The 13,311-nt window shown below is 69.7% G+C and carries 11 protein-coding genes, 2 pseudogenes and 1 riboswitch; of the genes and pseudogenes, 6 read left to right on the top strand and 7 right to left on the bottom strand.

Annotated features, from left to right (window positions below; all coding sequences use genetic code 11):
* Positions 1-9: 9 nt before the first annotated feature.
* Positions 10-75: pseudogene (locus tag O3Q52_RS54245) on the top strand (cold-shock protein); the annotation flags it as partial.
* Positions 76-242: 167 nt separating this feature from the next.
* Here O3Q52_RS54245 and O3Q52_RS35135 read toward each other — a convergent pair.
* Positions 243-617, bottom strand: coding sequence for a PRC-barrel domain-containing protein (locus O3Q52_RS35135; RefSeq protein WP_269652685.1), 375 nt, complete (start codon positions 615-617; stop codon positions 243-245).
* Positions 618-721: 104 nt separating this feature from the next.
* Positions 722-817, top strand: a riboswitch (glycine riboswitch).
* Positions 818-1,004: 187 nt separating this feature from the next.
* Between O3Q52_RS35135 and gcvP the strand changes: the two genes are divergently transcribed.
* Positions 1,005-3,890, top strand: a complete 2,886-nt coding sequence (gene gcvP / locus O3Q52_RS35130; protein WP_269652684.1) for an aminomethyl-transferring glycine dehydrogenase — start codon at positions 1,005-1,007, stop codon at positions 3,888-3,890.
* A gap of 103 nt (positions 3,891-3,993) precedes the next feature.
* Here the strand turns inward: gcvP and O3Q52_RS35125 are convergent, their stop codons facing one another.
* The gene (locus tag O3Q52_RS35125) at positions 3,994-4,197 is read right to left on the bottom strand and encodes a DUF5999 family protein (protein ID WP_055615784.1); all 204 of its coding nucleotides are present in this window, start codon (positions 4,195-4,197) and stop codon (positions 3,994-3,996) included.
* Positions 4,198-4,599: 402 nt separating this feature from the next.
* Positions 4,600-5,196 carry a hypothetical protein gene (locus O3Q52_RS35120; protein ID WP_269652683.1) on the bottom strand — a complete coding sequence of 199 codons (597 nt, stop codon included), beginning with the start codon at positions 5,194-5,196 and terminating at the stop codon, positions 4,600-4,602.
* A gap of 566 nt (positions 5,197-5,762) precedes the next feature.
* Here O3Q52_RS35120 and O3Q52_RS35115 point away from each other — a divergent pair.
* A complete protein-coding gene (locus tag O3Q52_RS35115; RefSeq protein ID WP_269652682.1) occupies positions 5,763-7,283 on the top strand; it encodes a glutamate-cysteine ligase family protein in 1,521 nt (506 codons plus the stop codon).
* 67 nt (positions 7,284-7,350) lie between these two features.
* Here the strand turns inward: O3Q52_RS35115 and O3Q52_RS35110 are convergent, their stop codons facing one another.
* The gene (locus O3Q52_RS35110; protein ID WP_269652681.1) at positions 7,351-9,120 is read right to left on the bottom strand and encodes a substrate-binding and VWA domain-containing protein; all 1,770 of its coding nucleotides are present in this window, start codon (positions 9,118-9,120) and stop codon (positions 7,351-7,353) included.
* 195 nt (positions 9,121-9,315) lie between these two features.
* Between O3Q52_RS35110 and O3Q52_RS35105 the strand changes: the two genes are divergently transcribed.
* The gene (locus tag O3Q52_RS35105; RefSeq protein ID WP_269652680.1) at positions 9,316-10,116 is read left to right on the top strand and encodes a CPBP family intramembrane glutamic endopeptidase; all 801 of its coding nucleotides are present in this window, start codon (positions 9,316-9,318) and stop codon (positions 10,114-10,116) included.
* Positions 10,117-10,180: 64 nt separating this feature from the next.
* Here O3Q52_RS35105 and O3Q52_RS35100 read toward each other — a convergent pair whose 3' ends face one another.
* Entirely contained in the window at positions 10,181-10,999 is an 819-nt protein-coding gene (locus O3Q52_RS35100) for a PhzF family phenazine biosynthesis protein (RefSeq protein WP_269652679.1), read from the bottom strand.
* A gap of 221 nt (positions 11,000-11,220) precedes the next feature.
* On the opposite strand from O3Q52_RS35100, the gene O3Q52_RS35095 reads away from it, so the two are divergent.
* Entirely contained in the window at positions 11,221-11,865 is a 645-nt protein-coding gene (locus O3Q52_RS35095; RefSeq protein WP_189845289.1) for a PadR family transcriptional regulator, read from the top strand.
* 87 nt (positions 11,866-11,952) lie between these two features.
* Here the strand turns inward: O3Q52_RS35095 and O3Q52_RS35090 are convergent, their stop codons facing one another.
* Both O3Q52_RS35090 and O3Q52_RS35085 read right to left on the bottom strand, forming a co-directional pair.
* Complete coding sequence (locus O3Q52_RS35090) at positions 11,953-12,381, bottom strand: SRPBCC family protein (protein WP_269652678.1); 429 nt, start codon at positions 12,379-12,381, stop codon at positions 11,953-11,955.
* 168 nt (positions 12,382-12,549) lie between these two features.
* The gene (locus O3Q52_RS35085) at positions 12,550-12,738 is read right to left on the bottom strand and encodes a hypothetical protein (RefSeq protein WP_269652677.1); all 189 of its coding nucleotides are present in this window, start codon (positions 12,736-12,738) and stop codon (positions 12,550-12,552) included.
* A gap of 196 nt (positions 12,739-12,934) precedes the next feature.
* Here O3Q52_RS35085 and O3Q52_RS35080 point away from each other — a divergent pair.
* Positions 12,935-13,311 (top strand): annotated as a pseudogene (locus tag O3Q52_RS35080) (peptidase); the annotation flags it as partial.

The following is a 13,311-nucleotide window of genomic DNA, read 5'->3' as shown; positions in this document are numbered from 1 at the left end:
AGACAGCACATGGCTCAAGGCACCGTGAAGTGGTTCAACGCGGAGAAGGGTTTCGGCTTCATCACCTCCGATGGCTTGTTGCGCAGTTCCCTGCGCCGCTGAAAGCGGGGGCTGGGGTGCGTGCGTACGTGCCGGTCCGCCGTGGCTTGTCGCGCAGTTCCCCGCGCCCCTGAAATCTGGGTGTCCGAGGTGCGTTCGTACGTGCGGGGCCGCTGTGGCTTGTCGCGCCGTTCCCCGCGCCCCTACTGGGGCTCCTCCTTGCCTGCCAGGTGGCCGAAGTCGTGGTCCGGGAAGGGGGGTGGGGGGGCTACGTCCAGGCCGGAGTGGTGGTAGAGCTGGAGTTCTTGTTCGGGGGAGAGGTGCCGGCCCACGCCGAAGTCGGGGGCGTCCTTGATCAGGGCGCGTTCGAAGGGGACGCGCAGGGCCCCGCCGGCCAGCTCGCTGGGCTCCAGGGGGACGAAGGCGTCTCTGCTGAACAGGCCGGTGCGTATGGCCGCCCACTCCGGTACGCCGGTCGCGTCGTCGAGGTAGACCTCGTCGACCGTGCCGATTTTGGTGCCGTTGCGGTCGAACGCCTTGCGGCCTATCAGGTTGCGCGGATCGATGTCGGTCTGCACGGGCCCTCCAGCTGCTCGCAACTCATCCGTAAGCACTACGAAAGAGCACTTTGAGGAGGGCGGCCACTCGAGGGAACCCCGCTGGTACGCTGGGCAACGGCTGCTGACCCCGTGCGGGAGAGTCCTCCAGGCTTCATCGGAGGCGCCGAAGGAGCAAATCCTCCCCGGAATCTCTCAGGCCCACGTACCGCATGGACGAGGTCACTCTGGAAAGCAGAGCGGTGTTCGAGTCTTTTTGACGGGTTCCGCTCTCACCGACGGTGAAAGCCGGTGCGCCTTCACGGGCGGGCCGGTGAAGCTCTCAGGTTGAGATGACAGAGGGGGAGGCCGTCCGGGCACCCATGCAGTGGTGCCCCTCGAAGGTCGTCAGACCAGGAGGCCTCCGCAATGACCGCCCATCGTATTCCGCTCTCAGAGCTCGAACAGGGAATCCCCTTCGAGCAGCGCCACATCGGGCCCGACACCGAGGCCCGGGCCAAGATGCTCGCGCACGTGGGGTACGGCTCGCTCGACGAGCTGACGGCCACCGCGGTCCCGGATGTGATCAAGAACGCCGACTCGCTGGAACTGCCGGGCGCCCGCACCGAGGCCGAGGTACTGGCCGAGCTGCGTTCCCTCGCGGACCGCAACCAGGTGCTGGATTCCATGATCGGGCTCGGGTACTACGGGACGTTCACGCCGCCTGTCATTCTGCGCAATGTCATGGAAAGCCCTGCTTGGTACACCGCGTATACGCCGTACCAGCCTGAGATCTCGCAGGGGCGGCTGGAAGCGCTGCTCAACTTCCAGACCGTGGTCGCCGAGCTGACCGGTCTGCCGACCTCCGGGGCCTCGCTGCTCGACGAGGGCACGGCGGCCGCCGAGGCCATGGCGCTGTCGCGGCGCATGGGCAAGAACAAGAAGGGCCTGTTCCTGGTCGACGCGGACACCATGCCGCAGACGATCGCCGTGATCGAGACCCGCGCCGAGCCGACCGGCGTCGAGGTCGTCGTCGCCGACCTGAGCGACGGCATTCCGGCCGGGCTCGCCGAGCGCGAGATCAACGGCGTGCTCCTCCAGTACCCGGGCGCCTCCGGTGCCGTACGGGACCTCAAGCCCGTCGTCGAGCGGGCGCACGAGCTGGGTGCGGTCGTCACCGTCGCCGCCGATCTGCTCGCCCTGACGCTGCTCACCTCGCCCGGTGAGCTCGGCGCCGACATCGCGGTCGGTACGACCCAGCGCTTCGGTGTGCCGATGGGCTTCGGCGGGCCGCACGCCGGATACATGGCCGTCCGCGAGAAGTTCGCGCGCAGCCTGCCCGGCCGGCTCGTCGGCGTCTCGGTCGACGCGGACGGCAACAAGGCGTACCGACTCGCCCTGCAGACGCGTGAGCAGCACATCCGCCGCGAGAAGGCGACCAGCAACATCTGTACGGCTCAGGTGCTGCTCGCCGTGATGGCCGGCATGTATGCCGTCTACCACGGACCCCAGGGCCTGAAGTCCATCGCGCGGCGTACCCACCGGTACGCCACGATCCTCGCCGCGGGTCTGAAGGCCGGCGGGGTCGAGGTCGTCCACGAGGCGTACTTCGACACGCTCACCGTGCGGGTGCCGGGCAAGGCCGCCGAGACGCTCGCGGCCGCGCGCCGGGGCGGGGTCAACCTCCGTCTCGTCGACGCCGACCACCTGTCCCTCGCCTGCGACGAGACCACCACGCGGGCCCAGCTGGGCGCCGTCTGGGCCGCGTTCGGTGTCGACGGCGACGTTGCCGTGCTGGACGAGGCGACGGAGGACACCCTGCCGGCCGCGCAGCTGCGCACCGACGAGTACCTCACGCACCCCGTCTTCCACCAGTACCGGTCCGAGACCGCGATGCTGCGCTACCTGCGCCGGCTCGCCGACCGCGACTACGCGCTCGACCGGGGCATGATCCCGCTGGGCTCCTGCACGATGAAGCTCAACGCGACGACCGAGATGGAGCCGGTGACCTGGCCCGAGTTCGGGCAGCTGCACCCCTTCGCGCCCGCCGAGCAGGCGCAGGGCTATCTCACGCTCATCCGTGAGCTGGAGGAGCGGCTCGCCGAGGTCACGGGCTACGACAAGGTGTCGCTGCAGCCCAACGCCGGTTCGCAGGGCGAGCTGGCCGGTCTGCTGGCCGTACGCGGCTACCACCGGGCCAATGGCGACGAGCAGCGCACCGTCTGCCTCATCCCCTCGTCCGCGCACGGGACGAACGCCGCGAGTGCGGTGATGGCCGGGATGAAGGTCGTCGTCGTGAAGACCGCCGACGACGGCGAGATCGACGTCGAGGACCTGCGGGCCAAGATCGAGCAGCACCGCGACGAGCTGTCGGTACTGATGATCACGTACCCCTCGACGCACGGGGTGTTCGAGGGGCACGTCGCCGACATCTGCGCCCAGGTGCACGAGGCCGGCGGCCAGGTGTACGTCGACGGCGCCAACCTCAACGCGCTGGTCGGGCTTGCCAAGCCGGGTCACTTCGGCGGCGACGTCTCGCACCTCAACCTGCACAAGACGTTCTGCATCCCGCACGGGGGCGGCGGTCCGGGCGTGGGTCCGGTCGGGGTGCGCTCGCACCTGGCGCCGTATCTGCCGAACCACCCGCTGCAGCCCGCCGCGGGCCCGGAGACGGGCGTGGGCCCGATCTCGGCCGCTCCCTGGGGCTCGGCGGGCATCCTGCCCATCTCGTGGGCGTACGTCCGTCTCATGGGCGGTGAGGGGCTCAAGCGGGCCACGCAGGTCGCCGTGCTCAGTGCCAACTACATCGCCAAGCGTCTTGAGCCGCACTACCCGGTGCTCTACACCGGTCCCGGCGGGCTCGTGGCGCACGAGTGCATCATCGATCTGCGGCCGCTGACCAAGGCGACCGGTGTGAGCGTCGACGACGTCGCCAAGCGGCTGATCGACTACGGGTTCCACGCGCCGACGATGTCGTTCCCGGTGGCCGGCACGCTGATGATCGAGCCCACGGAGAGCGAGGACCTGACCGAGATCGACAGGTTCTGCGACGCGATGATCGCCATCCGCGCGGAGATCGAGAAGGTCGGTTCGGGCGAGTGGGCGGCGGACGACAACCCGCTGCGGAACGCCCCGCACACGGCCGCCGCGCTCGGCGACACCTGGGAGCACGCCTACAGCCGTGAGGAAGCCGTCTTCCCGGCCGGCGTCTCGGCCGCGGACAAGTACTGGCCGCCGGTGCGCCGGATCGACCAGGCCTACGGCGACCGGAACCTGGTCTGCTCCTGCCCGCCGCTGGACGCCTACGAAGAGTAATCACCGACAGACATGCGTCGGGGCCGGTTCCGGGATTGCTTCCCGGGCCGGCCCCTCGTGTGTCCGGACGGCCTGCCCCGCCGCCCTTGGTGCACCGCGCCGCTCAGGCGGCGGTCATCACGTCCAGTGCCACAGGGCGGTGTGGAGCGATGATCCGGCCGTCCGGCAGAAGCTCACCGGTGTCCTCGAAGAGGAGAACGCCGTTGCACAGCAGGCTCCATCCCTGTTCCGGGTGGTGCGCCACGAGAAGCGCGGCCTCCCGGTCGGCGGAGTCGGCTGTCGGGCACGGTGGCTGGTGCTGGCACATTGATGGGATCTTTCGCTTTGGTGTGAGGTCGGTGATCGGTGTCGTGTCTGTTCCGCGGCTCGAACTGATGCTCATTGCCGCCCCCCGTTTGTCAGATGGTCCGGAACCCAGTGTTGCCCTACGGGCGTCAATCCGCAGGGATTTGACGTCAGCGCTCCTCACAGGTTGATGACGCATCACCCGTGCGGACGGTTCATTCCAACTGGGCTGCCTTTTCGGGTGGTTCGTAATGGTCGGATGGGGCTAGTCCGGACGGGCCGGGGGTGCGCTGCGTCCATCGGACGTCACTCCACGCGACGCAGTCTCCGAGCGGTCACAGAGCGGAGTGGAGAAGTGCGCCCGTGCACAGCAGCGTGCCCCGCGGCCGGGGTGGGGCCGCGGGGCACGGAAGCCGGGGTGCGCTCAGGCGGGTGAGCCGAGCAGTGGGGCGGGCGTCGGTGTCGGCGTGAGCCGATGGGTCAGGACGGGCAGCAGCTCGGACACGCGGTGCGGCCGGTGCGCGGCGATGCCTGGCGGGGCGGGAGCCAGCGGCACCAGGAGATCGGTGGCCGCGGGACGGCCCTCGGCGCCGTCGGCCGCGCAGTCGCCGTGCAGCCAGAGTGTGAGCATGTAGAGCTCGGGTACGGACAACAGACGGGCCTGGTACGACCCGGTCATTGTCTCGGCCTGGCGCAGGGCGCGCTCGGTGGCGGTGACGTACGGGCCCTCGAAGAAGTGCGAGAAGGCCCAGCCGTCGGGGGTCAGCCTCGTTTCCGCGGCCGCCACGGCACGTTCGCCGCAGCGGATCAGGAAGCGCCACCCGGCCAGGCGGGTGGCGGAGGTGCCCGCCGGGGTGATCCGGTCGAGTACGTGGACGGGCAGAGGGAGATCGGGTGTGGCGGGTCCCTGGGCATTGCGCAGGGCCGGGGTACGCGCTTCACGGACCGCGGTGGGGGAACCGAGGGCGGTGAGGACGGTGCGCAACGCGGGCGCGGGAGCCGGGGGCACATGCAGCGGCATGGTGGGTCGCCTCTCATTCGACAGGCATGGTGGCGCGAGGGCGGGGGCGGACGGCGCTGTCAGCTCTCGGGTCAGAGGAGCGTGGGCCCAAGGTCCGGTCGTCAAAGTGACGTCGTTCGCCCGAAGGGTCGGCCGCGTGGCGGGCGGCACTTTGACGGCAGGACCTATCATGGCGGACGCCAACTCTCTGCCTCGTTCACGGAGTTTATACGACACGTGTTCTGACGGTGTTTCGTCTAGCCGTTCCGCGCATTAAGGGCAAGAGACAATTCGGTCGGCGTGACGAGCGTTTGGTCCTGGTTCTCCAGGGGTACCCGTCGATGACCTCGGAATATGCCACCGGGGTGGACGGCCGGTTCCTGTCGGCGTTTTTCACGACAGGGTCGATCGTCGAAAACTCGCACTGCCCCATGCCTGGTGAATGTGCCTGTGGGCAACCGCGTTCAGAGTAGCGCCCGGGGGGGCGTCCAGGGCGTTATCGATCACATTGCCTGGGCATCATCCCACGTGACCCGGGACATCAGCGGCCGGTTCGTCGGGCTGCCCAGTCGAGGAGGGACACTTCGATGGGGGAGAAGGTCGTGGCGGGGCCGATCGGCCTGTCCGATCGGCAGCGCTACCGCGAAAAGCTCCAGCAGTGTCTGGCGGGGCTGGCGCGGTTGCTGGCGGAGAAGCGGTTCGACCGCCCAAAGAATCTGATGGGCCTGGAGATCGAGCTGAATCTCGCCGGTCCTGACGGCATGCCGAGAATGATGAATGCGCAAGTACTTGAGCGCATCGCGAGCCGGGATTTCCAAACAGAACTCGCCATGTTCAATCTGGAAGTAAACATTGCTCCCCATCGGCTCGGCGGTCGTGTATTCGACCGGCTCGCCGAGGAGTTGCGCACGTCACTCGCATATGCCCACCGGAAGGCGAACGAGGTCGATGCCGGAATCGTGATGATCGGTATTCTGCCGACGATCGCCCGCGACGACCTGGTCTCCGCGAACCTTTCCGACGTGGACCGCTACACACTGCTCAACGACCAGATCGTGGCCGCCCGCGGCGAGGACTTCAGGCTGGACATCGAGGGAGTGGAGCGGCTCAGCTGCACCTCGGCGTCCATCGCGCCCGAAGCCGCCTGCACCTCCGTGCAGTTGCACCTCCAGGTCACGCCCGGACGCTTCGCCGACGTGTGGAACGCGGCGCAGGCGGTGGCCGCCGTCCAGGTCGCGGTGGGCGCCAACTCGCCCTTCCTGTTCGGCCGAGAGCTGTGGCGCGAGTCGCGGCCCCCGCTGTTCCTGCAGTCCACCGACACCCGTCCGCCCGAACTCCAGGCGCAGGGGGTCCGTCCGCGGACCTGGTTCGGGGAGCGGTGGATCTCGTCGGCGTACGACCTGTTCGAGGAGAACCTGCGTTTCTTCCCTCCCTTGCTGCCCATCTGCGACGAGGAGGACCCGAAGAGCGTCCTCGACGAGGGCGGCACGCCCCGGCTCGCCGAACTCGTGCTCCACAACGGCACCATCTACCGCTGGAACCGCCCGGTGTACGGCATCGACGACGGCGTCCCGCATCTGCGCGTGGAGAACCGTGTGCTGCCCGCGGGCCCCACGGTCACCGACGTCATCGCCAACGCGGCCTTCTACTACGGGCTGGTACGGGCCCTCGCGGGCGAGGCGCGGCCGGTGTGGACTCGGCTGCCCTTCGAGGCCGCGGCGGCCAACTTCGACCACGCCTGCCGGTACGGCATCGACGCGCGGCTGGAGTGGCCGCGGCGCGGCAGGTACGGCGGGACCACGCGGATGCCCGTGACCCAGCTGGTGCTGGACGAGCTGCTGCCGCTCGCGGCGGCGGGTCTGGACGCGTGGGGCGTCGAGCCGGCCGACCGGGACCTCTACCTCGGCGTCATCGAGGAGCGCTGCAAGAGGGGCGTCAACGGGGCCTCCTGGCAGTCCCGTACGTTCCACAAGGCGCTGGAGGGCGGCATGGGGCGGGATGCCGCGCTGGCCGCCACGACGAAACGGTACGCCGAGCTGATGCACCTCGGTGAGCCCGTGCACACCTGGCCGGTCGGGTTACCGGCGCCCGCCGTTTCGCTCGGGTGAGGTCGGCGGGGTGACGTGTGGTGGCCGGGTCAGCGGGGTGACATGTGGTGGTGGGGCCGGTGGGTGATCACTTCTGGTCGCCGGCCCGCACCACGGCTTTCAGGATCACCGAGTGGATCTGGGACGGGTCGGTGACCAGGTGGGCCGAGCCCCCGGTCGCCTCGGCGATCTCGTCGAGCTCCTTCTTGTCGGCCTCCGGCCCCACCGCGATCGCGATCAGCGGTACCGGGCGGTCCGGATCGGTCAGTTGCCGGAGCCGGCCGACGAGGGCGGAGCGCGAGATGCTCCCCGGATCCTCGTTCACGCCGTCGGTCAGCAGCACCAGCGCGTTGAACTTGCCCTTCGTGTAGGAGGCCGTGGCCTCCTTGTATGCCGCCAGGGTCGTGTCGTACAGGCCTGTGGCGCCGTCCTTGACCGGCTTCAGGCTGTCGAAGGCCGCGGACAGCAGGTCCCGCTGGGTGCTGCCGGCCGCGCGGCCGCCCAGCCGCTCGGCCGGGACGAGCACGCGGTAGTCGCGCTCGCCGTCGACCTTCCTGGAGAACGTCCAGAGACCCACCTCGTCCTCCGGGGTGAAGGTGGCCAGAGCCTGCGAGAGCGCCGCCTTGGTCACTTCCATCCGGGACTCGCTGGTGCCCGGCACCGGCTTCGACATCGACGTGGAGATGTCGACGACCGTGGTGAGCCGGGCGCTCTGCACGGTGATCGTCCACATGCCGAGGGCTTCCTCGATCTCCTTGTCCGTGGCGGGTGTGTCCGGCAGTGCCTTGTACGGCTGCGGCGCGCGGCCGCCGGCGCGGGTCACCAGCTTGTCCGGGATGTCGTCGTCATCCGTACGGAAACCGTGCTTCTCCAGGATCCGGCGGCCTTCCGGCTCGCCTAGGAGGGTCATGAACCGCAGTGCGGCCCGGCTCTCGTCCGTGGTCAGCGCCGGCTCGTCGACCAGCGCGAACGGGAAGTCGAGCAGGGGCGAGCCGTCCTTCGGGTAGAAGAGGTCGAGGTCGTCGCCGCTGTCCGCGGTCGTGTTGTACGCGAACGCCGCCTGCTCGGAGAGGATCAGTGCCTGGTTGCGTTTCGGGTTGCCCTGCTCGGTGCCCGAGAGGTCGCGCGGCAGGGTGTCCAGGACCTGGCTGTCGCTGTCGGAGGCGCGCAGCGAGAGGGCCTTCGCGGTGGCCGCCGCCAGGACGTCGCCGTCCTTGGCCTTGCCCACCGCGTGCGTCAGCCGGGTCAGGGCGAGCAGACCGGTGGCGCTGCGCGACGGATCGCCCGCCCCGAGCTTCAGCCGCTCGCTCGTCGTCGTCGCGTCGGCCAACTCGGTCCAGCTGTACGTCTTGACGGGCCACCCGAGCGACTTCGCGGCCGTCGGGATCATGGCCACGCCCACGGGTGACGAGGCGACGTTGCCCGCCGGTGTCACCGGAATCGACTTGCCGTCCGCCATGATCCGGCTCACCCACACACCCGAGTCCGGCACCCATGCCTCGAACTCGCTGGCGCTCTTCTCATTCGACCGCAGGGCGTCCGTGACCTTGTACGCCTCCCGTGCGGTCACCTGCACGTCGAGGCAACTGCCGTCGGACGTCACGTCGTTGTCCCGGGCGTAGCCTGCCGCGTCCTTGAGCGCGGGCGCGATGCCGGGAGCGGCGGCGATCCGCAGGCGTACGGCACTGTCCCAGCAGGACGAGCCGAAGGAGAGCACACCGCCGTCGACCGCGGCGGCCGTGCCCGCGGCGGCAGCGAGCAGGAGGGCCGTCGTGAGCGCCACGTTGCGGCGCCGCGCGCGCCGCCGGGGGCCGGTGGCGCCCCTCCGGAACCCGTCGGGCAAGCTGTGACGTCCCATGGCGGTCGTGCCTTCCCTGGTCGAACTGGATTCGTTGAAGCCGTGAAATGGCCGAATGCTATGGCATCGGGGGAGGGGTGCCCGCAGGGCGTCCGTCCCCCCGACGGCTCGTCGCGCACGATCTTCGCAACTTCTTTCGAGACCCTAGCGGGGCGAAGATGGGGATGAGGCGGGATTGCTCAACTGGAGGCAGGAGTGCACGTGGAGGTAGGGACGGTGGCTGATTCCTTTCCCGAGGACCGGCCCACACGGCGGATTCTCCGCGACGAGACGCTGCTCGTACTGGGTGTCTCGCTCGGGGCCAGCGGGGTCTCCGCGCTGATCAGCTTTGTCGGCTCGGCCACCAAACCGGGAGGTCTCAAGGACCAGGCGGCCACGCTCAACGCCTCGGCCGCGCCCGGCCGTCCCTGGCTCGATCTGGCGTGGCAGCTGTTCGGGATCGCTTCCGCGCTGGTGCCGGTCGCCCTCGTCGCGCACTTTCTGCTGCGTGAGGGAAAGGGGCTGCGCACGCTCGGCTTCGACCGCACCCGTCCGTGGCCGGACCTCGCCCGGGGCGCCGCGATCGCCGCGGTGATCGGCAGCTCGGGCATCGCCTTCTATCTGGCGGCCCGCGGACTCGGCTTCAACCTCACCGTGGTGCCCGAGGCGCTGCCCGACGTCTGGTGGAAGTACCCGGTACTGATCCTCTCCGCGATCCAGAACGCGGTCCTGGAACAGATCATCGTTGTCGGGTATCTGCTGCGCCGCCTCGACCAGTTGGGCTGGACACCGTTCGGCGCCCTGGCGGCCAGCTCGGTGCTGCGCGGCTCGTACCACCTCTACCAGGGCATCGGCGGGTTCATCGGCAACATGGTGATGGGCGTGGTCTTCGTCTACCTGTACCGCCGCTGGGGCCGCGTCGGACCGCTGGTGGTGGCCCACTCGCTGCTCGACATCGGGGCGTTCGTCGGGTACGCGCTCCTGGCGGGGAAGGTGGGCTGGCTGCCCACCGCGTGAACAGCGGGAAGCCTGAACAGTGCGAAGGGGGCGTACGAGATCTCGTACGCCCCCTTCGCACTGTTCAGGCGAGCAGTTCGCCCTCGATGACGGTGACCGCGCGGCCGGTGAGCAGCGTGCGGTCGCCGCGGAGTTCGGTCCGTACGAGGCCGGAGCGGGACGAGGCCTGGCGGCCGGTGAGGCCGGTGCGGCCGAGGCGCTCGGACCACAAGGGCGCGAGGGCGGTGTGGGCGCTGCCGGTGACCGGGTCCTCGTCGATGCCGATGTTCGGGAAGAAGCAGCGGGAGACGAAGTCGTAGCCCTCGGAGGGGTCCCCGGCGCGGGCCGTGGCGATGATGCCGCGCTCGGAGTGGCGGGCGAGTGACGCGAGGTCGGGGGAGAGGCCCAGGACCGTCTTCTCGTCGGCGAGTTCGACCAGCAGGTCGCCGACGTTCGGACCGGTGTCATGGGCGGTGAGCGGCTCGGCTCCGAGCGCCTCGGCGATGCCCTGCGGGACCTCGACCGGGGTGAGCGGGGCCGTCGGGAAGTCCAGGGTGATCGAGCCGTCGTCGTGCGCGGTGGCGATGAGCACACCGCTCCTGGTCGCGAACCGTACCGGTCCCTGGGCGGCGCCCGTCGTGGCCAGTACGTGGGCCGTGGCGAGTGTCGCGTGGCCGCACATCGCCACCTCGGCGGTGGGCGTGAACCAGCGCAGCGCCCAGTCGGCCTCTCCACCCGCCGGGAGGGGGTGGGCGAACGCGGTCTCGGCGTGGTTGACCTCCAGGGCCACGTTCTGGAGCCAGGCGTCGTCCGGGAAGGACGTGGAGGCGTCGAGGAGGAGGACCCCGGCCGGGTTGCCGGCGAAGGGGCGGTCGGTGAAGGCGTCGACGATTCGAATCCGCATGGGGCAGACGCTAGGCGCTGATCGGAGGCCCGGGCCAAGGCCAATCCGGGGCGGGTGGACCGGTGGTGGGGCGTGGGGACTCGTGGACGTGCGTGCGTGGCGGCGACGTCCTCTTTCGTCGGCCTTTCGTCGGCCTTTCGTCGGCGGGCCTTGTCAGCCGAACTGTTCCGATATATCGTTGACGCATCGCGACAGATCAACGATCGAATGGAGTGATTGCGATGCGTTCCCATGGAGAGGAATACGGACCGGGGTTCGGCCCCGGTGAAGGACGTGGCCGCGGGCGCGGCGGCCCCGGACACCCCGGTCGGGGTGGTTTCGAGGGCCGGCGTTCCGCCTTCGGTCCCTTCGGACCCGGTTTCGGTGGTCCCGGCTTCGGCCCGGGCCCCTGGGGCGGGCGCGGAGGCCGGGGCGGACCGCGCGGCAGGGCGCGGCGGGGCGACGTACGCGCGTCGATCCTGGCCCTGCTCAAGGACCGGCCGATGCACGGCTACGAGATGATCCAGGAGATCGCCGAGCGCAGTGGCGGGGCGTGGAAGCCCAGCCCCGGTTCGGTGTACCCCACCCTTCAGCTTCTGGAGGACGAGGGGCTGATCAGCAGTGCGACCGAGGGCGGCAAGAAGCTGTTCTCGCTCACCGACGCCGGCCGTACCGCGGCCGACGAGGGCCCGGACGCGCCCTGGGAGGACGCCGGGCGCGGGGTCGACTGGGAGGCGCTGAGCGACATCCGGCAGGCCGGCTTCGGTCTGATGGAGGCGTTCGGGCAGGTCTGGAAGACCGGCAGCAAGGAGCAGCGCGAGAAGGCGCTGACCGTCATCAACGACGCGCGGAAGAAGCTGTATCTGATCCTCGCCGACGAGGACTGATGGTCCGCCAATGGGGGGTACTTCGACTTCGAGGTACCCCCCTTCAGCGTGTGACGACGAGTGTGTGACGGCCCCTTCCGGGCCGCTCTAGGCCACCAGTCCGCCCAGCTTGCGCAGCGACTCGTTGAGGGCCGCCGTCGCCGAGTCCTTCAGTTTGCCCGCCATCAGCGAGACGGCGGCGCCCGTGAACTCGCCGTCGATACGGACGGTCGTGCCCTCGCCGTCGGGGGTCAGCGTGTAACGCGTGGCGACGATCACGGCCATCGGGCCCTTGCCGCGGATCGCGAGCGTGCGCGCGGCCTCCACCTCCTCGATGGTCCAGTTGACCTCGGCGGGGAAGCCCATCATCTTCATGTTCTCCTCGAAGGTGCCGCCGACTTCGAGCGTCTCGGGACCGCCCTTCGGGAAGTTGGTGTGGGTGGAGTTCCACTCGCCGTACGAGGAGAAGTCCGTGAGCTGTGCCCAGACCTTCTCGGCGGGCGCCTCTATCCGTGCTTCCGCGCTGACTTCGGCCATGCGACCACCCCTCGTCTCGGGTGCTGCGCCGGGCGCAGCTGGCTACGGTGTCGCGGAACGTAGCCGCAGGACCCTCAACATTCAATACTGATGAACCGTCAGGAAGTGTGGAGACGGGGGACGGCGGCCGGGAGACGGTGCGAGGGGCCGGGGGCTCCGGGTGGGCGCTCAGCCGACCCGTCGTATCACCGCCGCGTCGAACAGGTCCCAGGCCTGCGGGTACGGCCCTTCGTCGTGGCAGTGCCAGGCGTCCCAGAACAGATCGGCGGGCAACGCGTCGTCGGGGGCGTGGACCTGGTACACGTACTGCCTGCCGTCGATGGCCGGCAGGGCCACCAGCCAGCACCTGCTGTCCATGCTGCGTTGGACGAGCGCCGGTGCGACGCGGTTGCGAGAGGGGCGCAGGGCAAGGCGGCGCGCGCCGGTCGGGGGAAACGGCGTGATGTCATCCGTAAGGAGGAGGAGCCGGACAGTGATGCCCACCCTGTGTCGGACGCGAGAATGCTTCCCCGCGAGGATGACTCGATCCGAAGAGGCTGATGGGGTAAGGGATGTGCAATCCCGTACTTCCCAGCAGCAGGCCGCCGGGCACGACCCGGTCCGCGTGGACATCGAGGCCCGGCTCGGCGCGGAGCTGGCAGCGGTGGTCATCGGTGCGCGCAGACGAGCGCTGCGGGACGGGGACCGGCAGATAGACACCGCCCATCTGCTGCACACGCTCCTGGAGTCCGACCCCGAGGTGCGCGAGGTGTTCGACAGCGGCCCTCAGGTCGCCCGGCTGCTCGGCTACCTCGTCCAGCGCAGCATCGGCTACGGGCTCCGCTGGCAGAGCTCCGTCGAGGACTCCGGTGCCATACCCGTGGTGACCGAGGACGGGTGGTCGCCGGTGGCGGCGGGGCCTTCATGCACGCCACCCACACCGTGCCGCGC

The organism is Streptomyces sp. ActVer, from assembly GCF_027270795.1.
Taxonomy (GTDB): domain Bacteria; phylum Actinomycetota; class Actinomycetes; order Streptomycetales; family Streptomycetaceae; genus Streptomyces; species Streptomyces umbrinus_A.
The sequence above is the reverse complement of the archived record's forward strand: the minus strand, read 5'-3'. Positions and strand labels throughout refer to the sequence as shown.